Below are 25,211 nucleotides of genomic sequence, written 5' to 3'. Positions count from 1 at the left end.
GTCCGTCGGTTTCTTCTGGGAGGGGGCACGAAATGACCGAGCAACCGATCAACGAGGTCCGGACGCCTGTCGAGGCGCACCAGCCGCGCCATATGAATCAGGAACTGTTCGGTACCTTCCTCAACTATCGCCGAGCCCTGATCGACGCCGCGGCGCGCATCCTGGGCTGCCGTGCCGGCGCGGAGGACGTGGTGCAGGACACCTTTCTGAAGCTGATGGACCAGGAGAGCGCCATCGTCGTCCGGCAACCCGTCGGCTACCTGTTCCAGACCGTGCGCAATCTCGCCATCGATCGGCATCGGCGCGCGGCGCTGGAACAACGGCACGCCGCCTGCGAGGAAGATGGCCTGCTGGTGGCCAGCGACGCCTTGTCGCCGGAGTCCATCACGCTGGGCCGCGAAGCGCTCGGCACGGTGGCTGGCGCGCTGGCCGAACTTCCAGAGCGTACCCAGAAAGCCTTTGAGATGTATCGGATTCGGGGGATGACGCAGAAGGAGATCGCGGTGATCCTCGGCGTGTCTCCGACCCTGGTCAATTTCATGATCCGCGATGCGATGACCCATTGCCGCGACGCGTTGTTCGGCGCTGCGTAATTTTCATCCTGCAATCCGTGCAGTCCGGTACCGCTTGATCCGGCACCCCCTGATCCGGCACCCCCTGATCCGGCACCGCTTGATCCGGCGCCGCGTGATCCGATACCACTTGATCCGGCGCCGCGTGATCCGATACCACTTGATCGGGACCGTGCAAGCGCGACCATCGCATCCTGTTATCCCCCCTCTACCCAAGTTCCAGCCCTCCATCGCGCCGCTTCCCGGAATGCAATTTGCGTCCTGCCGTGACATTGCGGTCCGGTGGGTCGGACCGCGTCAACCCAGTCTTGCGGAGTTGCGCGATGAAAGCTGTCGTATTCCACGGAGTCGGCGATATACGCCTGGACGATGTGTCCGATCCGGTGCTGCAGGCGCCGACGGACGCATTGACCGAATTGACCGCCAGCGCCATATGCGGCACCGACCTGCATATGGTCCGCGGCACCATGCCCGGCATGCGCCCGGGCACCATCCTCGGCCACGAGGGCGTCGGCGTGGTGACCGAGGTCGGACAGGACGTCAACAATCTGCGGCCCGGCGATCGGGTCGTGATTCCTTCCACGATCGCCTGCGGCTACTGCAGCTACTGCCGCAGCGGCTACCACGCGCAGTGCGACAACGCCAATCCCAACGGCATGCGCGCGGGCACGGCCTTCTTCGGCGGACCGCAGACCTCCGGTCCCTTCCATGGCCTGCAGGCCGAGTACGCGCGGATTCCCTTTGCCAATATCGGCGCGATCAAGCTGCCGGACGAGATCAGCGACGACCAGGCCATCCTGATGTCGGACATCTTTCCGACCGGCTATTTCGGCGCGCAGCTGGCCGAGATCCGGCGCGGCGATACGGTGGTCGTGTTCGGCTGCGGACCGGTCGGCCAGTTCGCGATCGTGTCGGCGCATCTGCTGGGCGCGTCCCGCATTCTCGCGGTCGATCATGTGCCTTCGCGGCTCGAGGCAGCGCAGGCGCAGGGCGCCGAAGCGATCGACTTCAACCGTGAAGATCCGGTGCAGGCGATCCTGCGCCTGACCGGCGGCATCGGCGCCGACCGCGCCATCGATGCGGTCGGCATCGATGCGCAGCGCCGGCATGCCGATGGAGGCGGCTCCACCGGCCGGCCGTCGCTATGGCAACCCGGCGATGGTCCATCGGAGGTGCTGAAGTGGTCGGTCGAGGCGCTGGCCAAGGCCGGCACGCTGTCGATCATCGGCGTCTATCCCGAGGCGCACGAGACCTTTCCGATCGGCAAGGCGATGAACAAAAACCTGACGCTGAAGATGGGCAACTGCAATCACCGCGCGATCCTGCCCGAGCTGGTGGACCTGGTGCGCGCCGGCGTGATCGATCCCGCCGAGGTGCTGACCCAGACCGAGCCGCTGACCGGCGCGTTGCAGGCGTACGAGGCATTCGACCAGCGCCAGCCCGGCTGGATGAAGGTCAAGCTGGAGCCGTAACCTGGCGCTCCAGGCAAGGGCATCGAGCAAGCGCAGCGATACCCGGGGGCGAGCGATCGCCCCGGTCGACACCAGGACGAAGCCCGGACGAAGCCGCGGACAAAAAAAAGCCGGCACGCCGTATCCGGTCGTACCGGCTTGCCGGGCCATGCAGCGCCCGGTCAGCGCCAGGCTTACTGCTTCGTCGCGGGGCTGGGGGAATCGCCCTTCGGCGCCGACGGCGAGTCCGGCGTTACCGCGTCGGGCATGCCCTGCTGGCGCGGCTTCTTGCTGCGATGCGTGGTGCCGCTCTTCTTCTTGTCGCGTTTCTCGGTACCGGTCATGGTCGAACCGGTCGAGCTGGTCGACCCGCTTTGCATCGTGGTGTCGCTGCTGCCGCTCATGCTGCCGCCAGTCGCCGACGGCGTCGTGCTGCGGCTCGCGGGTGGGTTGCCTTCGGTCGGCGGCGCGCTCGGGTTCGGCGCGTTGTTGCTGGGGGGTGCCTGCTGTGCGACCACGGGCAGGCTCAGCGCCGCGCACAGCGCAAGCGCGGTAGTGGTGACGATTCGCTTCATCGTTGGCTCCATCCATTGAACGTGAGAACGGGCAGGCCCGTCCGGACAGACACCGGCTGGTGGCACACGATGCCCGTTACCTAACGATACGTGCCGCGCCATGCCCGCTCAGGAAGGCGATGCCTGAATTGACTGTAGGAATTGGACGACGGCTGCGAGTCCCGTACTGCAATCCTTACGAGGCGATGTAGAAATTCCGGGGCGGCAACGCAGAGGACCACGCAAGCAGGCCACCCGTATGCCTCGGGCCATACACCGATCTTGTCGCGCCGACTCGGCACGGAAGTTGCGCCGCGGCCGTTGTCACTGATCTGGCCGATGGAGGTCATCTTGAAAACGATGCAATGGATCCGTCCCGCGCTGCTGGTTGCCGCCGCGGCGTCGATGAACCTCGCGTTTGCCGAGGTTGGCAAGACCGACACGAACTTCATGAAGAAGGCGGCCGAGAGCGGCATGCTGGAAATCGAGGCCAGCACGCTGGCCGAAAGCAAGGCATCGAGCGAGACGGTGAAGTCCTTTGCCTCGCAGATGCTCAAGGACCACAAGGCCGCGGACAGTGAGCTCAAGGCATTGGCTTTGACCAAGGGCGTCGAGCTGCCGACCGAGCTGCCCTCGGCGGACAAGAAGCGGCTGGAGGCGCTGGGGGCGCTGGAGGGCGCCACCTTCGATCGCGAGTACGCGAAGGAGGTCGGCGTCAAGGCGCACAACAAGGCCGTGGCCCTGTTCCGCGAGGCTTCGACCAAGGCGCGCGATCCGGAAATCAAGGCGTTCGCCGGCAAGACGCTGCCAACGCTGCAACACCACCTCGAGATGGCCAACAAGATGGCCAACGAGGTGGGAAAGTCCCCGGCCAAGTCGGCGAAACGCTAGGCACCGCGCCAGGCACCGCACCAGGCAGCACGAACCGCGATACGCCGGCGGGGCCCGTCGCCACCACTACGCAGGAGACAGAGATGAAACGTTTTGCCACCTTCGCGATGCTGGCGCTGATGTCCGGCGCCGTGATGTCGCAACCCACGGCCACGCCCGCCACCGGAACGCCTCCGGGCGGGGACAAGGCGCCCGGTACGGCCGCGTCGGACGTCGCGCCGACCCGCCCGGTGCAGGGGCCGAGCGGCGGCTCCACTTCGGACCATGGCGCGCATGGCGGCACTCGCCAGCACGATGCGGCCAAGGGCACGGGCACCAGCAAGCGCGGCGAGGCAAGCCAGTCGAATCGTGGCAACAGCCGCAGCGCCTCTGCGGCCGAAAGCTACGGCTATCCGGCTTCGCCGGCGAAGGCACGCTGACGATCCCGCTGGCGCCGGCCATTTCCGTAGCGCTTCTTCCCGCTTTTCCGTCCCTTTTCCTTGTCCGAGCGCGGCGCCCAATACGGGCGCCGCTTCTTTTCGCGCGACCGCAATTGGCCGCATGGACGGAAATGTTGGCTCGCGCACATAGGCAAACAATTTTTTATTTGCGGGCGCAGCAAACGCTAACTAGATTGCCTTCGTGGGTTTGTCAACGCTGACATGCTGGCGGTCTTTGCATGTCGCGGCCGCGGCAACCCGCCGTGGCGGTACACCGGCATGCCAAGGCAATCGCGTCCGAGCCGTGGGGGAGGGCGGACGCGAGGCAGCGCCAGTCCACGGGGTCTGGGGCTGGTCCGTCGAAGCATGATGGCGGCCGCTCGCGTCGAAGTCATACCAGGAGGCCAGGCATACCGACCGGCATGCACCGGGCGGGTCCGGCCTGCCAATACGCAGCGCATTGGAAAGGAACGGCATCGCGCCGGCGACGGCGTGCGGCCGGCCGGCCCTTCGCGTCTTTCGTCTGGTGTGGGCCGTGGTCACGGCCGCGCCGGCGCTTCTACCCCGGGATCCAACATGAACGACGCCCTGCTCTCCGACCCATGCGTTCCAGCGCGCGCCGAGCCACTCGGTCCGTCCGTTTTGCGACGCGATGTCGAACGATCCGACGCCACCCTGGCCATGCAGGCGACGGCCAGCCGAGAGGACAGCTATCTCGAGCGATTGCAGCCCTTTCTGAAGCCGGGCGCCGTGGTACGCGGTGGGGCCTTTCCCGAGGCGCGCATCGATGCGTTCACCACCGGCATGCGCGCCAACGCGCATTACTTCAGCCATCCCAAATGGATGGACGACTGGCTGGCCAGCGTGCATCGCTATCCGGAGTTGCGAGAGCGGTGGCTGTCCGTAATGGGGTCGCTCGATGGCAAGGTGCTGGTCGATGTCGGCTGCGGCCCCGGGAATCTGCTGGCCGCATTGGGGGGCAAGCCGCGCGTCGCGATCGGCGTCGACATCGCGCCGGGCAGCCTGGAGAGAGCGGCAGGGGTCGGCTACCTGCCGTTGCGGGCCGACGCGCACGATATGCCGTTGCGCTCGGGCATCGCCGATGTCGTGGCCATCAACGGGTCGCTGCATCATCTGGACGACATGCGGCGCGCGCTGGTCGAGGCGTCGCGGCTCGTCCGTCCCGGCGGGCTGCTGATCCTCGATCACGATCCGCAGCGCTCGGCGTGGAATTTCCGCGGGATTGCCTTGCTGCTCTGGCGCATGCGCTTGCCGATCTATCGCTGGCTTCGGCGCGGCGGCCATACCGCGGCCGATGACGAACAGATCTGGGCGCTGGCGACCGAACTGCATCACCGGCCGGGTGATGGGCTCACGCGCGAGCTGGTACACACGACGCTGAGGCCACTGGGCTTTGATATCGCGATCTATCCGCACAGCCACTATGTCGGCAAGGACGTGCTCGATGGTGCGATGGGCCGCCCGCCGTTGAAGATCCGGCTGGCGCAGCGGTTGTCCGGCATCGATCCGCGCTCGGCGGAAGCCGCGCTGAGCCTGTTCGTCGTCGCGCGACGGCGCACGCTGTAGTCACGCCGACACGCCAGTCGGCCGCATGGCGATCTCCCGATCGCCTCGCGCCGCCGCCGGTTTCGGTGGCGGCGCGCCGCAGTTGCCGCCTTCCTTGGCGCGACGTTCGATCCCCTGGTTCCCTGATTTCCTGAGTTCCTGATTCCCTGATTGCAGCGTGCATCGCCTGATCGCGATGCGCATTGCCATGTCCGAATCGCCGCGCGCATCGCCATGTTCGCGCGGGAACGCTATTTGCGTGATGGCCGATGCGGTCAGCCCCGGCCTGCCCTTGCACGGCAGCCGCGCGGCAGGCATGGCTGTGGCGCCCGTCGGCGCCGCGGTTCCGCGTGCCGCCCGCAGGGGTGGCTGGGGCGTGGCCGTCCCGCACTGCGATCCCCAACGAGAAAGTCCGAACGACAAAGTCCAGACGAGAAAGGGCGCCTCTCCACCGGGGACGGGAGAGGCGCCAAGCGCGGGCGAGCGGTCAGTCTATCCCGCGTTGCCACAGGCTATCCGCCGCCACTCGGCGCGAAAGTCGCCTAGCGCACACAGCCTTCGGCGGCGGAATGGAAATTGCGTCACCAAGGACATCACCACCGATACACGCCGGACCGGACGGGCGTTTCGCGCCGGTTCCTCGCCACAGCATTTGCAACTCTTACCAACGGAGGCAGAGATGAACGATCGCAGCACCAGCCGCCGCGTATGGGATTACCGCCAGCCGTATAGCGCCGAAGATCGGCTTGACCAGCGCGGCTCGCGCCAGGGCGGCCGTTATGCGGAATACGCCGAGGAGGAAATACGTCAGGGACGCGGTGTCGGCCGGCCCGGCATGCCGCGCTACGGCGGCGGCCGCGACGATGCGTTCGCGGCGCCGCGCCATGCCGAACACGGCTATGGCGCCGGCCACTTCGGCGAGGGCCGCTTCGGCCGCAGCTACGAAGAACCGGTTGGCGACAATCCCTACGGCACCTATCCGTCGACCGGCGAGGTGATGCGCGGCAACAGGGGACTATCGGGCAGCGGCGAACGGCGCAGCGGCGACCTGACCGACAGCCGGCTCTCGCGCGGACAGCGCGGCGGGCCGTGGCCAGATCAATCGCGTACGCCCTGGCGCGATCGCTACGAGCCCGACGACCCGCAGACCCGCGCCAATCTCGCCCAGGCCTATGGCATCTCGGATTCGGAGCGGCTCGATGCGCCGTCCTGGCCCGACGAGCGCGGCAGCGGCAATGCCGGCCGCCGCCAGGCCAGCGCGCGCTGGATGGACGAGGGCGGACGCTTCCCTGAAAGCGAGCGCCCGGGACGCGGCGGCCGTCCGTCGGGCTGGCCGGGCGACGACTGGAGCGCCGGCGGACAATGGCAATCGCACGGCCGCGACGAGGCCTACGAGCGCTTCAGCGGCGCGCCGCAGCGCGTGAACTGGGGGCAGGGCTCGGGCAGCGGCAGCGGTCCCGGCCGCCGCGTCTCGCCCAAGGGCTACCAGCGCAGCGACGAACGGATTCGCGAGGACCTGTGCGAACGCTTGGCGCATGACGACCGCCTTGAAGTGCAGGACGTCGAGGTCCAGGTCAGCGAGGGCGTGGTCACGCTGACCGGCGCCGTGCGCGACCGCCGCCAGAAATACTGCGTCGAGGACATCGCCGACGACATCTTCGGCGTGCGCGAGGTCCACAACCGGATTCGCGTGCAGCGCGAAGGCGGCCAGGTGGTGCAGGGTTCGGCCGGGTCCGCGTCGCGGGGCCAACGTGTCTCCGGCATGAGCACGTCCGGCAGCGCCACCGGCAGCACCGCCAGCAGCTATGTCGGCGGCATGGAGGTCGGCGCCGGGGAAGTGCCCAAGGGCACCGACCCGCACGGCGGCACCACGACGCCGGGCAAGCACGCTACGTGATGGGGAGAGGACGATGAACCGGAACACCGACAACAAGCGCGATCAGGACGATGCCCGCGACAAGCTTCGCGCGCGCGAGTCTGCCGACGATATTGGCAACGACAGCGGCAACGACAGCACTACCTCCAGCGCCGAGGCCCAGCGCGAACGCGAGGTGAGGGAGGAAGCGCGCGCGATTCCGAGTTCGCTCGATCCCGATACGGACATCGAGCCGATCGATTCGGACATGAACCTGGAAGGCCTGCCCGAGCAGGAACAGGACTATCCGCACGACAATCGGACCGAGGCGTTGCTGCCAGAAGAGCAGATCGGCGAGCGCATCGCCGATGCAGCCGAAGGCATCCCCCCGGATACGCCCGCGGACCGCGCCGATCACACTGACCAGCGCGAGGAACGTCCGCCCCGGCACGAGCCCGAGTAAGGCCGGATCGCTTGCCGAGGCGGTCCGATGATTTGCGATAGGGGCGCCTCGGCATGATGTCGATCCGCTTGCAGGCGAGGGCGGGGGTGAGGGCGAGGCCGAGGCCGGCTCAATCGAACTGATACGACCAGCTCGCATTGATGCGCGGCGAGCGGCGGTCCGCATTGATCGGCTTGTCGCCGACCGGCTGCGCCAGCGACAGGTCCAGCGTGTAGTAGCGCCGGTCCGAGAAGCGCACGCCCAGCGCCACCGACGACAGCGAGCGGTGCGTCAGCGAGTAGCTGTTCGAAAAGACCCGCGCGACATCCGCCAACACATACGGCTGCAGCGTCTTCAGGTAGGTCATGTCCATGCCGAACAACCGGCTGATCTCGGCGGACGCGCCCCAACCCTTGTCGCCCGCCACTTCGCCGGCGGGATAGCCGAGGCCGAAGAAGCGTCCGCCGAAGCTGATCTGCTCGCTCGACGCCAGGCGATCGCCGCTGTACTGGCCGGCGGCCGAGACCGCCATGCCGAAGCCGAAGGGCAGGTCGGTCGCCTGCGACAGCAGCAGCCGCGTGCGCAGGAAGCTCAGGTCGTTGGCATTGTTCTCGCGGCGTGCGCCCAGCGCATCGACGCCCTTGTACAGGCCCAGCGTGGCGCTGCGCGACACGCCTTCCTTGCGCTGGACATAGGCCAGCTCCGCATTGACTACCCGCACATTGGTGCCGATCGCCACCGAGCGATCGGTGCCGGCCTGCGTATAGCGCTCGAACTGGTCGGTCCCGTAGAGCCCGCCGCTCAGCGTCAGCGAATGCCGCGCACTGAGCAGCAGCGGATAGCTCAGGCTCGCGCCAAGCCGCTTGTTGTCGTTGACGTAGCGCCGGTTGAAGCCGATCTGCTCGAGCGTGGCGTTCTGCGGCACGCCGCGATAGTGCGACGCGTTGACGCGCGCGACCAGCCCCTCGGTGCCGATCGGTTGCGCATAGCCGAGCGCGTAGTACTCCTCGTCGTCGCGTCCCTTGGGGAACAGCGCCGATACCGTCAGCTGCTCGCCAAGCGGCGTCAGGCCGCTGGCCGTTGCCGTTGCAATCGCCCGCACGCCGGGCGACATGTAGTCGACGCCGGTGCCGAAGGCGATCGGCTTGCGCTTGACGTCGAGCACCATTTCGCTGGCGCCGTCGGTGGTGGTCGGCGGCTGCACCGTGGCGCCGACCTGCACGCCCGGCTGCAGGCCCAGCACGCTGGAATAGCGGTCGAAGCTCGCGCGCGTCAGCGGCCGTTCCTCTTTCAGCCGTTCGGCGATCGCGCGAAGACGATTCTCCAGCGGCCCCGGATTGCCGCGTATGGTCACACGCGCGACATAGCCTTCGACGACGGTGATCAGCACATTGCCGTTCTCGAAGGACTGCGCGGGAACGAAGGCGAACGACAGCGGATAGCCATGCTGCTGGTACATCTCGGTGACCGCATTGGCGGCCTGCAGCAGTTCGGCAACCGTGATTTCCTTGCCGGCCAGCGGCTTGAACTTGTCCGCGATCTGGTCGAAGGGCAGCGTCCTGGCGCCCTCGATCTGAAAGCGTGTCGGCGTCAGCTTGGCCGACAGCAGATTCTGCAGGGCCGGGTCGGGACGTTCGACCTGTACCTTGACTTCCCCGGTGGGCTTGGGCGGCGCGATCTTCGGCAGCGTTTGAGTCGGGTCCCCCTGGACCGGGCTGCGCGGATCGGCGGCCAGAACTGGATGCATGCCGCCATGCCAGGCACCGAGGCCGAGCAGCAGCATGGCGACGCGAGTGTGCGTGCGCGACATGGTCAATCCCCTTTCACAATGAAACCGATGCGGCTGTGGAAGCCGGATCTCCACCGGCGCGCAGGCTGCCGCTGCCTGCGCGCTTATCGAAGTGGCGTCCGGCTGTACTGCAAGGCTGAGTGAGGCGATGCAGCGGATTTGCCGCGATCGGCCAGGCGGCCGATCGGCGGCGCATCACGTGTGCATCAAGCGGGCATCAAGCCCTCATCAGCGGCGACCCCCCAGCAGACCGCCAACGGTGCCGAGCACACCGCCGACGATGCCGCCGACCGCGCCGGTGACCGGACCGGTGGTCGCGCCACCGGCAGTGCCGCCGGGAGCGGGAGCCGGGGCGGGTGCCGGTGCCGTGCCGCCGCCAGTCACGCCGCCGGTAACACCGGCGACCACGCCGCCGACCAGATTGGTCACCGGAGCCAGCGGACCGCTGCCGGCACCGCCGGTGCTGCCGCCCGTGAGACCACCGGTCAGCCCGCCGACGAGGTTGGTGACCGGTGCCAGCGGACCGCTGCCGGCGCCGCCGTTGCTGCCGCCGGTGAGGCCACCGGTCAGCCCGCCCACGAGATTGGTGACCGGAGCGAGCGGACCGCTGCCCGAACCGCCGTTGTTGCCGCCGGTGAGGCCACCGGTCAGCCCGCCGACGAGATTGGTGACCGGTGCCAGCGGACCGCTGCCACCGTTGTTGCCGCCCGTCAAACCGCCGGTCAGGCCGCTGACCAGGTTGGTCACCGGCGCCAGCGGACCCGTGCCGCCATTGCCGCCACCGGCCAATCCGCCCGTGATGCCGCTGACCAGATTGCCGACCGGTGCCAGCGGACCGCTCGGGGTCGTGCCCGGCGCATGCACCGCGCCGCCCAGCGCTGCAACCGTGTTGCCCGCACCGGTCACCACGCCGCCCACGCCGCTGACGACCGGCGTATTGGTCTGCTGCAGCTTGCCGCCGAGCTGCGCCACCGTGCCGCCGACCACGGTCAGCAGGTTGTTCACGGGCTGGCCGAGGCCGGTCGTCGCGCCCAGCGATTGCGTGGTGCTGGTCAGCTGCGAGGTCAGCGGAACGATCGCGCGGCTGACGCCGCTGGTCAGCTGCTCGACCGGACCGGTCGACAGCACCGTGCCCACCGTGCCGCCCAGCGTCTGCACGCCGGTGCCGACCTTGTCGACCAGCGCACCGACCGGCGACGTCACCGCGCCAAGCGGCGACAACGGGCCGGTGCCCAGGCCGGTGACCGCGCTGCCGACCTGCGTGACTGCCGTGCCGACATGGGTCACCACGTTGCCGGTGCTGGCCACGGTAGTGCCGATCGGATTGACCGCGTTCGGGATATTGCCCAGGCCGTCCTTCAGTCCGGTGCCCAGCGAGTCGACCGCGTTGCCGACCGACACAAGCGCGCCGCCGACACCGTTCTGCGTCTGGTCGGGGACCACGGGGAGGTTGGCGTTCTGCAGCTGCTCGCCGACGGCGCCGACGACGTCGCCGACCTTGCTGACGAGGCCGCCGGTCTGGTTGACGATCTCCCCGGTCGGGCTGCGTACCGGCGTGCTGCCACCGCCGCCGCCATCGCCACCACCGCCGCCGCCACCACCGCTACCGCCGCCATCGCCGCCGCCGCCGGTACCACCGCCGCCGCTGCCACCACCACCAGTACCGCCGCCGCCAGTACCGCCACCGCCGGTGCCACCACCGCCGCTACCGCCACCATCAGTACCACCGCCACCGCTTCCACCACCGGTCCCACCTCCGTTCGGGCTGCCGGTGCCGCCATTGGTGTCACCGACCGTGCCGCCTCCCTTGCTGCCCGTCCCCATCGAGGTCGAGCCGCTGCCGCTCGCGCAACCGCCGAGCAGCAGCAATGCGCTGAGCAGCGCCGTGGCGGTCAAGGTTGTCTTGGTTCTTTTCATCATTGATCCCCTGGTCAACAAGTGTTCTCGTGTTTGACGTTCCCGAGTTGAAAGGCATGGGGCGCGTGGCGCCGCCGTGCTGCTGTCACAAGCGCAAGCGGTGTGCCACTGAGTGACCAGCTGTGCGCCACGCGCATGGACAAGTTCGATGGCTTGCCGGAAAGCCTTGTGCAGCAACGGTTTGCGGGAAATGCGGGCTACCGGCGCAAGGGCGCGCGAGACCATGCGCGAGGCGTGTGGCGGCGTTACGCGTTACGTAACGCGCTACGGCGCGAACGGAACATCGGAGGGGGTGGGCGATGGCGCGCGGGGCGTGCCGGCGCGGTGTTTGCAAGCGTCGGCGTGTGGCGATGGGCGCCGTAACACGTTACGTAGCACGTAACGTCGGAAAGCGCGGCAATGCGTCCTCGCATGGCCTCATTTCCATGCCGGGCTTTGGCCCGCAAAGGCGCGCCCTGCAAGGCTTTGCGGGCGATGCGCCGGGCTGCGCGGCCGGCACGTTCCGCATCGTTTCTCTCCATGGCACACGCCTTGCGGACCAAGGCGTCGAGTCCCCGCTGCACGGGGACCGCCGGCACCACGGGACGGGTCAGGGTTCCGCGCCGGTCCGATCCACAAGGAGAAACACAATGAAGCGGACGAATTCGACGCGACGCGCGCCGGTGATGATGGCGCTGGCGTGCGCATGCGTACTGGGGATGATGGCGGGCTGCTCGTCGAGCGGTTCGGGTAGTGGCACGCGGCCGCCTGCGACGACGCCGCCTCCAAGCAATGGCGGCGGCGGTGACGATGGAGGCGGCACGCCGCCGCCGACCACGTCGAAACCGACCACGCCGACGGGCCAGGTCGCGGAAGGCGCCGGCAATACGGTGACGGCGACCGGCAATGCGATCTCGGAAATCGGCAAGCAGATCCAGGGCGCCAATCTGCCGATTGTCAGCGACGCGACGGGCAAGGCGACCGGCCAGGTGGTCGTCGATGCCGGCAACACGGTGGCCGCGCTGGGCGCGGGCGTGCGCGATGGCCTCGGCAAGATGGGCGCGGTGGACAACCCGGTCGGCGTGACCGTGGCAAGCACAGGCAATGTCGTCACGCAAACCGGCCATACCTTGTCGAGCACGGGGGACCTGGTGAACTCGCTGGGCCAGGACCAGCTGAAGGTGCTGTCGCCGGTGACCACGCCGGTGGGCGCCGTGATCAATCACGTGGCCGGCGGCGTGCAGCAGTTGGGCGAGAAGCTGGGCGACAAGCTGTCGACCGGCCCGGTCGCGCAGCTGACCGGCCAGACCAGCAAGGTGATCGTGCCGTTGACCAGCAAGCTGACGGACACCACGCAGGCGCTGGGTGCCACCACGCGCCTGGGGGCGCCGGTCGACAACCTGTTGACCAAGGTCGGCGGCGTGGTCGCGCATACCGGCACGCACCTGAGCGCGACGAAGGCCCCGGTGGTCGGCCCGGTGGGCGGTGTCGTGACGGAAGTCGGCAGGACCGTCGCCGCGGCGGGTGGCCTGGTCCACGGCGACGGCAATGCGGCAGGCGGCAGCGGCAATCCGCTCGGTGGCCTGCTTGGCGGTCTGCCTCTCACCCAAACGGGTGGTCAGGCGGGCAGTGGTTCTGACAAGGGTGCCGGCAGCGGCAAGACCGGCGGTGTGTTGGCACCGGTCGGTGGGCTATTGGCACCTGTGACCGGCCTGGTCGGCACGCTGGGAGCGCTGGGGCGCTAAGGCGTAGTCGACTGCTGCCATGGCACCAGTCCGGGGGCCATGCCAGGCAGCTTGATGGTGCGCAGTCGGACGATCCCCGCGGCTGCGCATCTTTTTTTATTCAGGGGAGCGGAAAGACCGTCCGCCATCCGTAGTAGTCCTAATGCATGAGCCGACAGTAGGAGCACTGTCAATCGGGGCAACTGAAAACTTTTGTCAAGACAGCAAACGGATGTAGCTGAAATTAAAAAATTCCTTTATAAAAACAACACGGATACTTGCTGCACGAGATCAGCCAAGCCATTAGAGCCAGGCGATCGCGCGGATCGACGCGGTATCCAAAGTGTTGGGATAACTAGCAATAAAGAAGGAGCGGTCATCATGAAACAGGGGTTCTTGCGTTTCATTCGGGACGAGCGGGGGGCGACGGCCATTGAATATGGTCTGATCGCGGGTCTTATCGCGCTGGCGGTCGCCACCGGGGCAAAGTCCCTCGGCACTAATCTCAGCACTGCCTTTACCAACTTGGCGACCTGGGTCACGAACAACGTCAAGGCGCCCTGAAGAAGCAGCGCATTCCTCATGACGCTGCTCGTCACGCTGCTCTGCGTGACGACCCTTTGGACTGACTTTCACTACCGCAAAGTACCGAACCTCGCATTGGCGTGCGCGCTGATTGCGGCCGGTCTCGTGCTGTCTCTCGGCTACGACGCGTCGTTGCCGCTGGGAACGCGCGCGCTCGGATTCGCGATCGGGTTTGCGATCATGCTGCCGGCTTACCTGCTCGGCCGCATGGGCGCCGGCGACGTGAAGTTCTTCGCGGTAGTGGGACTGTTCATCGGGCCGTCGGGCTTGCTGCCGGTATGGCTGGTCGGCACATTGCTGGCGTTCGTCCATGCTTGCGCCGTTCTTGCGCTTCGTCATTCGGCGGTCGTCGGGTGGTTCGGGATTGCCATGGGGCAGTGGCAACGCCGTTTCGGCGTATTCGATGCATTGCGCCCGGAGACCGTGGCGCGAACTCGAGGCATTCCCTATGCCGCGTACCTTGCCATCGGGGTGCTGCTATGGCTATCGGTTGGGCAAGGCAGTTCCTGAAGAGCGATATGCGCCACCGGTTGGCGCCAACATAAGACAAACCGGATGAATGCATGAAACTGGGGAAAAGGGGGCTTATGCCATCGCGAGCCCGCGCGCGAGGCATCGCCGCGCTGGAATTCGCCGTGGTCTTGCCTGTGCTGCTCGCACTGGTGCTGGGCATTGTCTACTACGGCATGATCCTGGTCCTCGAGCAGGTGTTGACGCTGGCCGCGGCCGAAGGCGCGCGCGCGGCGTTGCGCTACCCCAGTGGCGCCGTCGACGGCAGTATTGCCGCATCCAAGGACTTGCGCGTGGCAGCGGCTGCCGACACCGCGCTTGCCGCGCTGCCTGCCAGCATCAAGTCAAATCTTGCTTCCGCCGGCAATCTCGCGTCGGCGGCACCCTGCAGCGCGCCGGCCGACGCAATCTGCGTCAGCGTGACGTTGCGCCTGCCGGCCGCCAACATCCTGCCGCGCATTCCCTTCGTGCCCGTTCCCGAAACGCTGATGGGCAGTGCCGTCGCGCAATTGGCGCCCGATATCTGAGCACCAACATGTCGCGGCACCTTTTCTACCCCAATGACATAGTGCGCGAATTCCACGCCATGCACGGACATCTCCCATGACCAGCAAACAGATCCGAATCGTTGCCATCGTGCTGCTGGCCTTGGCAGGGCTGCTCGCGCTGCTTGCCTGGCAGGTCGGGCGGGGGCCCGCCAAACCGCCCGTGCATCCGGCTTCATCGCCCGCGGCCTTGCATCCGGTCGTGATCACCACCAGGCCCGTGGAGGCCGGCAAGCCCTTGAGTGCAGATGCATTGAGGGTGGAGATGCTGCCGATCGATCCGACGGGCGGCTACAAGTCCGTTGATGCGGTGGCGGGCCAGATTCCGCTGGTGGCGCTCGGTGCCAATGTGCCGGTGCTGGAGGGCCAACTGGCCGGCGGTCTTGCCTCACAGGTGCCTGAAGGCGAGCGCGCGGTCGCCATTGCCGTCGACGAGGTCATCGGTGTGGGGCATCGCGTGCGGCCGGGCGACCTTGTCGACGTGTTCCTCGTACTGCGGCGGGACAGTCAGGAAATCGACGGCAGCCAGGCCCGCTTGCTGCTTTCCAGGCTGCGCGTACTGGCGTATGGCGTAAACGCCGTCAACGATTCGCGCGAAGGCGCACCCGAACAGATGATGAACCGCCGCGAAGGCGCCAAGACCGCGGTCCTGACGGTGCCGCTGGCGCAGGTCAGCAAGCTGACGATGGCGCAGCAGGCGGGCCGCCTGGTGCTGGCGCTGCGCAATCCGCACGATGACGGCATGCCGAGCGAGACGCTCTTCGCAGAGCCCGCGCCTGCCATGGCCACGCGCGGCGGCGGACTGGCCAGCGCCGATGCGCTGGAGCCGGCCGACCGCGCCGCGGCCGGGGTCGCGCTGGCCGGCCTCGCCGGCGGTGCGTCCAAGCCGCGCACGCCCGTCGCGCGCCCCGAGCCGCCGCAGATCGCACAGGCCAGGCCCGCCGCCGCGGCCTCGCCTGCCGGTGTCGAAGTGATCCGCGCCGGCAAGCGCGCCATCGAATAGGGACACGACGATGACCTCCCCGCTGCCGACGGCGCGTCGATTCCACTTCCATGCCTTTCCCGCTGTGTCCTTCCACATGAAGTCATTCCACCGGCCGCGCCAATCCCGTACGCTGACCGCGCTGCTATTGGCGGCAAGCCTGCTCGGCCCCGCGCCGCTGGGCGCGCAGCCTGCGCCATCCCGCGCGCCGGCAAACGCTCCGGGCAGCGCGCAGGGCAGCGCTCAGGCCGGCGATCAAGTCAGCGATCGCGCCGAGCCCACCGCGCAAGGGCCGTCGCAGCGTGTGACCCTCGCCGTCGGCGCGCAGCGCGAAATCCGTATCGGCCGGCAGCTCGAACGCATCGCCATCGGCAACCCCGACGTCGCCGACGCGCTGCTGCTCAAATCGCGCGGCGCCAGCACCGCCGTACTGCTGGTCGCACGCAAGCCCGGCAATACCGATCTGATGGTGTGGCCGTCCGGCGAGGCGCCGATCCGCTACGCGGTGCAGGTCGATGCGATGGCCTCCGACGGCCAGGGCGCGCAGATCGACGTCGCGGGGCAGGGCGCCATCATCCGCGGCCAGTCCGCCGATGCCGCGGCCGCCGCAGGCGCGCAACAGGCGGCGCGCGCGACGGTGGGCAACGGTCCGGTGATCGACCGCTCGACCGTGCCGGTCAGCGGCACCGTGCAGGTCGACGTGCGCGTGGTCGAGATCAGCAAGAACGTGCTGAAGCAGGCCGGCTTCAATTTCTATCGCAACCGCTCCGGCTTCGCGTTCGGCAGCTTCTCGCCGTCCACGCTGACCAGGGCCACATTCACGCCGCGGCCGGGCGGCAGCAACACCGGCGGCGGCCTTGCCACGGAATCGACCGCGCCGATCAGCAGCGCCTTCAACCTGGTCGCGGCCTCGATGAGCCACGGCATCTTCGCTAACCTGAGCCTGCTCGAAGGCAACGGCATGGCGCGCATCCTCGCCGAGCCGAGCCTGGTGGCGCTGTCCGGCCAGAGCGCAAGCTTCCTCGCCGGCGGCGAGATCCCGATCCCCGTACCGCAGGCGCTGGGCACGACCACGATCCATTACAAGCAGTTCGGCATCGGGCTGACCGTCACGCCGACGGTGCTGTCGCCGGACCGCATCGCACTGAAGGTCGCGCCCGAAGCCAGCGACCTCGATCCCTCGCGCGGCATCGTGATGAACGGCGCGACGATCCCGGCCATCGTCACGCGCCGCGCCGACACCACGGTCGAACTGGGCGATGGCGAGAGCTTCGTGATCGGCGGCCTGGTCAGCCGCAATACGGTCAGCAATATCGACAAGGTGCCGGTGCTCGGCGACCTGCCGCTGATCGGCGCCTTCTTCAAGAACCTGAACTTCCACCAGGAAGACCGCGAACTGGTGATCATCGTCACGCCGCACCTGGTGCGACCGCTGGCGAAGGGTTCGAGCGCGGCGGCGCGGGTCGGGGGCGACGGCCGCACCTCCGCCAATCCACCGGTCTGGGGCAAGTTCCTCGGCGGCGAACTGGTCGATCCGGCCTTGCCGGGCTTTTCGAGGTAGAGGAAGGCATGGACATGACGCTGCCCCCCATCGATGCGGCCCCCGTGGCCAGCAATGCGACCTTCCTGTTAAACACCACCGGCGAGGCGCCGCGGCGCTGGCTCGAACGCGCGCTGGCGCCGCTGGGCCAGGTGCATGCGGTAGATGGCGTCGACCCCTCGCGCGACGGCATCGTCGAGCGCATCGGCACCGCCAATCCCGGTATCGTGTTCCTGCATTTCAGCGCGGAGCATGCCCAGGCCTCGACCCGGCTCGGCCAGCAACTGGCCCGGCTGTTCCCGAACCTGCCGCTGGTCGCCCTGGGCGAGGCGCAGGAGCCCGAGCTGATGCTGGCGGCGCTGCGTGCAGGCGTGAAGGACTTCGTCGACATGCGCTCGCCCGCCGCCAATGCGATTGCCACGGTGCAGCGGCTGCTGGCCACGCGCGAGGTCGTGCGGCCGGCGCGCCGCGGCAAGGTGCTGGCGGTGCTCGGCGCGCGGCCCGGCGTGGGCGCGACCACGCTGGCCACCAATCTCGCGGTGGCCGCGCGGCGCCGGCAGAACGGCGAGGTGCTGCTGCTCGACCTCGGCTTGCCGGCGCGGGACGGCGCTCTGTACACCAACGTCGCGCCGGGCTTCCACTTCGTCGAGGCCGTGCGCAATCTGCGCCGGTTCGACCAGGTCTTCGTGCAGACCGCGCTGACCCGGCATGCCGGTGGCGTCGCGGTGCTGCCGCTGCCGCAGACGCTGGCCGAACTGCGCGACATCTCGTTCTCGGAGGCGCTGTCGCTGCTCGGCACCCTGCGCAGCCATTTCGATCTGCAGGTAATCGACCTGGGCGGCTTCAGCAATCTCGACTTCATGGCCCAGCTGATCAAGGTCGCCGACGAGGTGCTGGTGGTGGCCGAGCAGAGCGTCGCGGCGATCGTGTCGGCGGCCGAGCTGCTGGAGGAACTGGGCCGTCGCGAGGCGGGCCGCGAGTCGATGCGGCTGGTGGTGTCCCGCTATCAGGCACGGCTCGGTCTCGACGCGGAGCAGATCGCGCAGCGGCTCGAGCTGCCGCTGGCCGGCACGCTGCCCGATTGCCGCGAGACGATGCTGGCCGCGATGAACAGCGGCGTGGTGCTGGCCGACCGGCAGCCCGCCGCTCCTTACGTCCGCGCGCTGGCGCCGATGCTCGAGCGCCTCGGCTACCGCTGCGAAGCGCGCGCCTCAGGCCCCGGATGGCTGGAGCCGATCGCGCAGGCGGTGCAGCGGCTGCGCCTGGGCCATGCAGCAGGCAAGAACAAGGCAGACCATTGAGATGACGCAACCGATCGAATTCTCCGACAACGCCGCCGCGCCGTTTCCGACCTCGCAGGAATTCCACACGATCAAGGAAGCCGCGCACGAGCACCTGCTGACGCGCATCGAGGAACTGGGCGCGGAGTTCGGCCGCTGGTCGCGCACCGCCATCCAGCGCTTCGTCGATCTCGAACTGGAAAGCTTCACGCGCTTGCGCCGGATTCCGATCAACGAGGCCGAACTGCACCAGATCGCCGAGGCGCTGACCAAGGAGCTGGCGGGCTTCGGTCCGATCGAGGACCTGCTGAACGATCCCGCGGTCGAGGACATCCTGGTCAATGGCCATCTCGACGTCTACGTGTCACGCCACGGCATGCTCGAACGCATCCCGGTGCGCTTTGCGGATGCCGGGCATCTGCTGCGCATCGTGCGCCGGATCCTGGCGCCGATCGGCCGGCGCCTCGACGAATCGAATCCGATGGTCGATGCCCGGCTGCCCGACGGCGGCCGCATCAACGTCGTGATCCCGCCGCTGGCGCTGCAGGGGCCGGTGGTGTCGATCCGCAAGTTCCGCAAGGACCCGCTGACGCCGGAGGCGCTGCTGGGGCTGGGCACCATGAACCAGGAGATCGGCGATCTGCTGGAGGCCGCGGTCAAGGCGCGCTGCAATATCCTGGTCAGCGGCGGCACCAGCTCGGGCAAGACCTCGCTGCTGAACGCGCTGGCGATCTTCGTGCCGGACAGCGAGCGTGTGATCACCATCGAAGACACCGCCGAACTGGCGCTGAACCATCCCCACGTGGTCCGCCTCGAAAGCCGGCCCGGCGGATTCGAGGGCACCGGCGTGGTGTCGATCCGCGACCTGCTGCGCAACAGCCTGCGCATGCGGCCGGACCGGATCATCGTCGGCGAAGTGCGCGGCGGCGAGGTGCTGGAGATGCTGCAGGCGATGAGCACGGGCCACGATGGCTCGATGGGCACCATCCACGCGAGCAGCCCGCGCGAGTGCCTGTACCGGCTCGAGATGCTGGCGGGCTTCGCCGGCTTCCAGGGCAGCGAGGTCAGCCTGCGCCGGCAGATCGCCAATGCGATCGACTTCATCGTGCAGATCGGCCGGCTGTCGAACGGCAAGCGCCGCATCCTGTCGATCACCGAGGTGACCGGCATGGGCGACAACATCGTCACCACGCAGGAACTGTATCGCCACGACCCGTATATCGGACCGGATGGCGTCGAGGTAGACCGCTGGCAGTCGCTCGGCATCCTGCCACATTCGCCCAAGCTGGCGCGCCTGCGCCAGGCCGGTTTCGGCATGGACGATCCGCTGGGCCGCTTCGATGTCTAGCGCCGGCCTGGCCATCGCCGCCGTCGCCTTGCTGCTGCTCGGCGCCGGCCTGCTGTTGCTGGCGCAGGCCGGCACGCGTGCGCAGCGCGAGGCGGCGCGGGCTTTCGTACGGGCGCAGACCGAACAGGTACGTTCCCGTTATGCGTCCGCGGCCGAGCTGCCTCCCGTCACCGGGCCACGCGACTTCAAGCGCCGCTGGGCCGATCTGCTGCGCCGCGCGGACCTCGAGCCGACGCGCCGCACCTATCTGCTGTGGGGCGGGCCACCGCTGCTGCTGTGCGCCGCGGCCTTGATCGGCGGCGGGTTTGTCGCGGCCGCCGCGATGGCGGTGGTCTGCCTTGCCATCTGTGCCTGCCTGTTGTGGCGCCGCACGATCCGTTTTCATCAGCGCCTGTGCGAGCAGCTGCCGGGGTTTCTCGATGGCGTGGTGCGGCTGATGACGATCGGCAGCGCGGTACCGGCGGCGTTCCAGCATGCGATCGGCAATACCGAACTGCCGCTGCGCCAGTGCCTGGTGCAAGCGGTGCATCTGCAGCGCGCCGGCAAGGAACTGGACCAGGCGGTGATGCAGGTCGCGCGCAGCTATCGCTTCGACGAACTGATCCTGCTGGCCTCGGTGCTGCGGCTCGCCACGCGCTACGGCGGCCGCGCCGACATCGTGATGGAACGCACCGCCGCCTATATGCGCGACCGCGAGCAGGCGCAGCGCGAACTGTCGGCGCTGTCGGCGGAAACGCGGATGTCGGCGTGGATCCTGGGTTTGCTGCCGGTGGTCGTGGCCGGACTGATGTTCGTGTTCAATGCCGGCTACCTGCTGATGATGTGGAACGATCCGTCGGGCCGCCTGATGCTGATGGCGGCGTTCGGGCTGGAGATCGTCGGCGCGCTGCTGCTGTATCGGCTGGCGCGTTCGGTATAGGGGCGATGCGATGAACCGTGACAGCCTGATCGCTCTCAGCCTGCTGATCGCCGCGCTCGGTGTGGCGGCGCTCGCCCTGCCGCTGTTGCAACAGTGGTGGCTGCGCTGGCGCTCGGCGCGCACGCTGGACGCCGCGCTGGCGCGGCAGGGGGCGGCGGCGGGGCAGGGTGTGAAGACGGCCGTGGGTGAGCCCGGGGCGGCGTCGTCGGGCGGAGCGGTGCCTGCTGCCGGGCGTCAAGGTGCGATGCCGGCGGCGAACGCGTCCGCCGCAGCAACCGGCGCGGTCAATGCGTCGGGAGCGTCGACAGCGCCGGCCGCGGGCGCGGGCCGTGCGGGTGGTGTGGGTGCGGGTGGTGTGGGTGCGGGTGGTGTGGGTGTGGGCGGTGTGGGCGGCCCCGGCGGAGCACGGGCGCGCCTGGGCGCCCAGCTCGGCGGCCGCTTCGACGAACGCTGGCTGGCCAGTCCAATCGGCAAGGCCATCGTCGGCCCTGAAGAACTCCGCTTGCTGGAACAGTGCGGCTGGTATGGCCCCAAGGCCCGCGCCATCTTCGGCGGCCTGCGACTCTGTGTGCCGCTGCTCATCGCCGCGGTGCTGATGCTGTGGCGGCTGCCGGAATCGCTGCAGGGCGCGGTGTTTACCGCGTTCGGCGGCTTCGCGGTGTCCTTTCTCGCGTTCAAGTCGGTGTTGCGTCGGCGCGCCGCCGGCCGGATGCGCCAGCTCGACGACGAACTGCCGGTGCTGGTCGACATGCTGCGGCTGCTGCAAGGCGTCGGCATGTCGATCGACCAGAGCCTGCAGCTGATCGTGACCGAGTTCGGCAGCATGCTGCCCGTGCTGGGTCCCGAACTGAAACGCGCCAACGACCAGTTCGCCTCCGGCCGCTCGCGCGAGCAGACGCTGCAACGCATCGGCAAGCTGTTCGAGAGCGAGGACCTGCGCAATCTGATCATGCTGCTGAACCAGGTGGATCGCTTCGGCGGCGCGGTGCAGGAGCCGCTGAAGCTGTTCGGCCTGCGGCTGCAGGAGGCGCGCAAGATGCGCCTGAAGGAAAAGGTCGGCCGCCTGACGGTGAAGATGACCGGCGTGATGGTGGTCAGCCTGCTGCCGGTGCTGCTGATCGTGACCGCGGGACCGGGGTTCCTTGGCGTGATCCGGATGCTGGCGAAGTTTGCTGGAGATATGCAATGACGGTGTTTGCTAGCGCGCTACGTGCGGTGGCATGTTTTCTTCCTTCTACCGCGAGGGAGAGGCATGTGGCGGCGTGTTTTCTCTCCTCTCCCGCGCGCGAGAGAGGGGCCGGGGGAGAGGGCAGTCTTCTGCCCGTGGCAACGCGTTGGCGTCGGACATTGACCGCGGTTACCGTCGCTACCGCAAGTTGGCTCGCCGCCGGCTGCGCCACCACCAGCGACCCGGCCTCGCTGATGAGCAAGCAGGCCGACGCACAGATCGCGCTGTCCAAGCTGCAGGACAAGCAGGCGCAGGAGCAGTACGACGATCGGGCCGTGTACCGCGGACTGATCGAGCGGATGCAGCAGCAGGGGCTGTACTACGCCTCGCTCGCGCATCTCGACGCCTATCAGCAACGCTTCGGCGACAACGCCGACGTGGCGATGCTGCGCGCCGATGCGCTGCGCGAAACCGAACAGGACGAGGCCGCCGCGGTCGCCTACCGGAATCTGCTGGGCACCGGTTACGCCGCGCGGGCCTATCACGGCCTCGGCCTGCTGGCCGGCCGCAGCGGCGATTTCGGCGAAGCGGTGACGCAGCTCGAAGCGTCGTTGTCGCGCGATCCGACCAATGCCCTGGTGGCGAGCGACCTGGGCTATGCGCTGATGCGCGCCGGACAGTTGCAGCAGGCCCGCGTGCCGGTAATGCAGGCCCTGCAGCTCGATGGGGCGAATCCCCGCATCGTCAGCAATGCCGCCGTGTGGATGCTGGCAAACCGCCAGCGCGACCAGGCGACCGCACTGATGGAGCGCGCGTCGATGTCGGCGGCGACCCGCAAGGCGATCGCGCAGGAGGCGGACCGCATCGCGCGCGAGGCAGCGCGGCAGGAGCGCGCGGCTTCACGGGTTGGCGGTGCACGGCCGCCCAAGCCGCAGCGCATCGCGCTGACAACGGCCGCGCAGCCGGGCGAGGGCGCGGCACAGAACCCGGCCAGCGCACCGTGATCATCGCGAGACGATCCGCGATCGACGGCAAGCTGGCAGGGACGGGACAGCAAGCGGACAGCAAGAGGAGAAGTGCATGAACATCATGAGACCGTCGCGCATCGCGAGTACGGCCGCAATCGCCTTGTGTGCCGCGAGCTGGCTGCCCGTTGCCGGAGCGCAAACCATGGCGCCGGCCAGCCCGGACACAGGCGCAGTCGCGCAAATCCAGAAACCATCGAACACCGCCATCGGCACCGACACACGCAGCCTGCTGGCAATCCAGCGCGAAGGCAGCCAGGCCGGCGCCATGCTCCCCATGCCGGGCGAACAGGCCGCGCTGGCGCATGCGCGCTATCTGAAGAGCTTCCAGCACCCGATTCCCGAGCGTTTCGTCGGCCAGCCGAGCGGCGGCAGCGGCGTCAGCCTGCTCGGATTGACGCCCTCGCGGTAAATGATGATGGCTCGGCGTAGCAGGACACGCAGCACACGCGCGCAATCGCGCGGTGCGGTCAGCATTCTGATGGTGGTGCTGCTCGCCACCATCGGCATGGCCGCGCTGGTGTCCATCGACGTCGGCCATGTTTTCTACCGGCAACGGCAGCTGCAGTCGGTTGCCGACATGGCGGCGCTGGCCGCCGCCCAGCAACTGCGACGGGCCGACACCAACGCGGCGATGACCGAACGCGCGTTGGCGGCGGCACAGGCGTCAGCGGGCCAGAACGGTTTTACCGGCGCGGCGCGCCAAGACTGCGGCGCCAGCCCCGGGGGCGAAGACGGCATGGCCGTCTGCGCGGGCGTGTGGGATCCCAACGATGCGGCTGCCGCTGCCGATGGCCGTCATTTCCGCGGCAGTTTCGACCCGGCGCGGTTGTCTCCGAACGCGGTGCGGGTCGTGGTGTCGCAGACGGTGCCGATCCTGTTCGGGCTCCCCGGCGGCGACGGACGGCGGCTGCGCGCCGAGGCGATCGGCAACGCCAGCCCGCCTGTCGCATCGTTCTCTGTCGGCAGCGGGTTGCTCAATTTCGAATCGTCGCGCAGCGCGCTGGCGCTGCTGCTCGGCAATACCATCAGCCTGTCGGCCGCGGACTGGCAGGGGCTGGTCGATACACGCGTGACGCTGGACCAGTTGCGGCTTGAGGCCGGCCTCGGCACGGTCGACGAATTGTTGAACGCCGACTTGTCGCTATCGCGCTTCTATGCGCTGGTGCTCCGTGCCGCGAACAAGGAGTCGCTGCTCAACGCGATGCTGGGTGGAATGCCCGGGATCATCGATGCGCGAGCCCTGGCGGCGGGGCTAAGTGTCGGACGAGTGCTCGACCTCGGCGTGCTGGCGCCGGCGATGTCGTCGGCGGCGGATGTGGGGCTCAATGTGGCGGAGTTGTTGATGCTGGCGGCGCAGGTTGCGAACAAAGGGGCAGCGGTCGATCTGGCTGGCGCGGTCCCACTATTGCCCGGCACGCAATTGGCGTTGCAGATCGTCGAGCCACCTCGCATGGCGGTGGGGCCGGTGCGGGCATCCAGCACCGATCCAATGGGTTGGGAGACCACCGCACGAACGTCGCAGGTCGATCTCGGTGTGAGGTTGAACCTTGGTGGAGAGATTCTTGGTGGCTCCTTGATATCGGTGAATCTGCCACTGCGCGTGCAACTTGGTACTGCTCACTCCGCGCTGACGGGCATGCGCTGTGCCGCTGCGCGATCAGACCGCCGAGCGACCCTCAACACGGTAACCACAGCGGCGACGGTTTGTCTTGCCCGCGACGATTTGAGCCAGTGTGCTACCTCGGATGTCGTTGTCACTAACCTTGCGGGTATCAAGATCACGGCCAGCCCCAAACAGCAAACCATCCCGGGCAACGGTATGACGTCGACGCTTGCGCCTGGCGAGCAGACCTCGACCGCCTCCCAAGGCCAATTGGCGGCATTGGTCGAAAGTCTGGCGCGCAATCTCGACGTGAAGCTCATCGTCGCTCCAGTTGGCATCCCGATCGCCAACCTGGATCTGAAACTCGGCGGCATCGTCAGCGCCCTGAGCTCCGTGATATTCGGCCTGCTTGGCCCCACCCTCGACGGCCTGCTGGCCGCCCTCGGCATCCAATTAAGCAACGCCGACCTCTGGGTTCACGACGTCGATTGCGACAACACCAGACTCGTCTATTGAACCGCGACATGAATACGACCAGCCGCCG

At 68.1% G+C, this 25,211-nt stretch carries 24 protein-coding genes; 20 read left to right on the top strand and 4 right to left on the bottom strand.

Translation table 11 applies throughout. From position 1 onward, the window contains the following. The first annotated feature begins 32 nt into the window (after positions 1–32). Both KZ686_RS18025 and KZ686_RS18020 read left to right on the top strand, forming a co-directional pair. Positions 33–593: an RNA polymerase factor sigma-70 gene (locus tag KZ686_RS18025; RefSeq protein WP_304524161.1), complete on the top strand. Its 561-nt coding sequence runs from the start codon at positions 33–35 to the stop codon at positions 591–593. A 302-nt stretch (positions 594–895) separates the two neighbouring features. Beyond that, complete coding sequence (locus KZ686_RS18020) at positions 896–2,044, top strand: zinc-dependent alcohol dehydrogenase (RefSeq protein WP_265634649.1); 1,149 nt, start codon at positions 896–898, stop codon at positions 2,042–2,044. A gap of 173 nt (positions 2,045–2,217) precedes the next feature. Here KZ686_RS18020 and KZ686_RS18015 read toward each other — a convergent pair whose 3' ends face one another. Next, positions 2,218–2,598: a hypothetical protein gene (locus KZ686_RS18015; protein WP_149319884.1), complete on the bottom strand. Its 381-nt coding sequence runs from the start codon at positions 2,596–2,598 to the stop codon at positions 2,218–2,220. 339 nt (positions 2,599–2,937) lie between these two features. Here KZ686_RS18015 and KZ686_RS18010 point away from each other — a divergent pair, with 339 nt between their 5' ends. The 3 genes from KZ686_RS18010 (at position 2,938) to KZ686_RS18000 (ending at position 5,474) form a co-directional block, all read left to right on the top strand. Further along, positions 2,938–3,468 (top strand): DUF4142 domain-containing protein, encoded by a 531-nt coding sequence (locus KZ686_RS18010; RefSeq protein ID WP_265635277.1) that lies wholly within the window; start codon positions 2,938–2,940, stop codon positions 3,466–3,468. Positions 3,469–3,551: 83 nt separating this feature from the next. Next, a complete protein-coding gene (locus tag KZ686_RS18005; RefSeq protein WP_265634647.1) occupies positions 3,552–3,887 on the top strand; it encodes a hypothetical protein in 336 nt (111 codons plus the stop codon). Positions 3,888–4,253: 366 nt separating this feature from the next. Further along, positions 4,254–5,474: a class I SAM-dependent methyltransferase gene (locus KZ686_RS18000; RefSeq protein ID WP_223819608.1), complete on the top strand. Its 1,221-nt coding sequence runs from the start codon at positions 4,254–4,256 to the stop codon at positions 5,472–5,474. On the opposite strand, the gene KZ686_RS17995 is transcribed toward KZ686_RS18000, so the two are convergent. Further along, positions 5,475–5,771: a hypothetical protein gene (locus KZ686_RS17995; protein ID WP_265634645.1), complete on the bottom strand. Its 297-nt coding sequence runs from the start codon at positions 5,769–5,771 to the stop codon at positions 5,475–5,477. Positions 5,772–6,132: 361 nt separating this feature from the next. Here KZ686_RS17995 and KZ686_RS17990 point away from each other — a divergent pair, with 361 nt between their 5' ends. Next, a complete protein-coding gene (locus tag KZ686_RS17990) occupies positions 6,133–7,350 on the top strand; it encodes a BON domain-containing protein (protein WP_265634643.1) in 1,218 nt (405 codons plus the stop codon). Between the two features lie 13 nt (positions 7,351–7,363). Continuing rightward, a complete protein-coding gene (locus KZ686_RS17985; protein WP_149319887.1) occupies positions 7,364–7,771 on the top strand; it encodes a hypothetical protein in 408 nt (135 codons plus the stop codon). Positions 7,772–7,880: 109 nt separating this feature from the next. Here KZ686_RS17985 and KZ686_RS17980 read toward each other — a convergent pair whose 3' ends face one another. Both KZ686_RS17980 and KZ686_RS17975 read right to left on the bottom strand, forming a co-directional pair. Continuing rightward, positions 7,881–9,560 (bottom strand): ShlB/FhaC/HecB family hemolysin secretion/activation protein, encoded by a 1,680-nt coding sequence (locus KZ686_RS17980; RefSeq protein ID WP_265634641.1) that lies wholly within the window; start codon positions 9,558–9,560, stop codon positions 7,881–7,883. A 207-nt stretch (positions 9,561–9,767) separates the two neighbouring features. After that, a complete protein-coding gene (locus KZ686_RS17975) occupies positions 9,768–11,459 on the bottom strand; it encodes a collagen-like triple helix repeat-containing protein (RefSeq protein ID WP_456064383.1) in 1,692 nt (563 codons plus the stop codon). Positions 11,460–12,085: 626 nt separating this feature from the next. Between KZ686_RS17975 and KZ686_RS17970 the strand changes: the two genes are divergently transcribed. From KZ686_RS17970 to KZ686_RS17910, 13 genes are all read left to right on the top strand, one after another. After that, the gene (locus tag KZ686_RS17970) at positions 12,086–13,180 is read left to right on the top strand and encodes a collagen-like triple helix repeat-containing protein (protein WP_265634637.1); all 1,095 of its coding nucleotides are present in this window, start codon (positions 12,086–12,088) and stop codon (positions 13,178–13,180) included. A 360-nt stretch (positions 13,181–13,540) separates the two neighbouring features. Next, a complete protein-coding gene (locus KZ686_RS17965; protein ID WP_226105064.1) occupies positions 13,541–13,723 on the top strand; it encodes a Flp family type IVb pilin in 183 nt (60 codons plus the stop codon). 18 nt (positions 13,724–13,741) lie between these two features. Then, entirely contained in the window at positions 13,742–14,254 is a 513-nt protein-coding gene (locus KZ686_RS17960; RefSeq protein WP_322784959.1) for an A24 family peptidase, read from the top strand. Between the two features lie 53 nt (positions 14,255–14,307). Further along, positions 14,308–14,781 (top strand): TadE/TadG family type IV pilus assembly protein, encoded by a 474-nt coding sequence (locus KZ686_RS17955; RefSeq protein ID WP_223819606.1) that lies wholly within the window; start codon positions 14,308–14,310, stop codon positions 14,779–14,781. 76 nt (positions 14,782–14,857) lie between these two features. Beyond that, a complete protein-coding gene (cpaB, locus tag KZ686_RS17950) occupies positions 14,858–15,802 on the top strand; it encodes a Flp pilus assembly protein CpaB (RefSeq protein ID WP_226105066.1) in 945 nt (314 codons plus the stop codon). 10 nt (positions 15,803–15,812) lie between these two features. Next, positions 15,813–17,342, top strand: coding sequence for a type II and III secretion system protein family protein (locus tag KZ686_RS17945; RefSeq protein WP_265634634.1), 1,530 nt, complete (start codon positions 15,813–15,815; stop codon positions 17,340–17,342). Positions 17,343–17,356: 14 nt separating this feature from the next. Beyond that, the gene (locus KZ686_RS17940) at positions 17,357–18,622 is read left to right on the top strand and encodes an AAA family ATPase (protein WP_265634632.1); all 1,266 of its coding nucleotides are present in this window, start codon (positions 17,357–17,359) and stop codon (positions 18,620–18,622) included. Position 18,623: 1 nt separating this feature from the next. Then, the gene (locus KZ686_RS17935; protein WP_149319895.1) at positions 18,624–19,949 is read left to right on the top strand and encodes a CpaF family protein; all 1,326 of its coding nucleotides are present in this window, start codon (positions 18,624–18,626) and stop codon (positions 19,947–19,949) included. Further along, positions 19,942–20,868 (top strand): type II secretion system F family protein, encoded by a 927-nt coding sequence (locus tag KZ686_RS17930; protein WP_265634630.1) that lies wholly within the window; start codon positions 19,942–19,944, stop codon positions 20,866–20,868. The genes KZ686_RS17935 and KZ686_RS17930 overlap by 8 nt, the downstream gene beginning before the upstream one ends. A 10-nt stretch (positions 20,869–20,878) precedes the next feature. After that, the gene (locus KZ686_RS17925; RefSeq protein WP_265634628.1) at positions 20,879–22,057 is read left to right on the top strand and encodes a type II secretion system F family protein; all 1,179 of its coding nucleotides are present in this window, start codon (positions 20,879–20,881) and stop codon (positions 22,055–22,057) included. A gap of 158 nt (positions 22,058–22,215) precedes the next feature. Further along, a complete protein-coding gene (locus tag KZ686_RS17920) occupies positions 22,216–23,040 on the top strand; it encodes a tetratricopeptide repeat protein (protein WP_187829297.1) in 825 nt (274 codons plus the stop codon). Positions 23,041–23,116: 76 nt separating this feature from the next. Continuing rightward, positions 23,117–23,473 carry a DUF3613 domain-containing protein gene (locus KZ686_RS17915; RefSeq protein ID WP_265634625.1) on the top strand — a complete coding sequence of 119 codons (357 nt, stop codon included), beginning with the start codon at positions 23,117–23,119 and terminating at the stop codon, positions 23,471–23,473. A gap of 69 nt (positions 23,474–23,542) precedes the next feature. Beyond that, positions 23,543–25,183: a TadG family pilus assembly protein gene (locus KZ686_RS17910; protein WP_265634623.1), complete on the top strand. Its 1,641-nt coding sequence runs from the start codon at positions 23,543–23,545 to the stop codon at positions 25,181–25,183. Positions 25,184–25,211: the final 28 nt, after the last annotated feature.

Source organism: Cupriavidus cauae, assembly GCF_026210475.1.
Lineage (GTDB): Bacteria > Pseudomonadota > Gammaproteobacteria > Burkholderiales > Burkholderiaceae > Cupriavidus > Cupriavidus cauae.
Note: the sequence above shows the minus strand (reverse complement) of the source record. Positions and strands in the feature narration are given on the sequence as shown.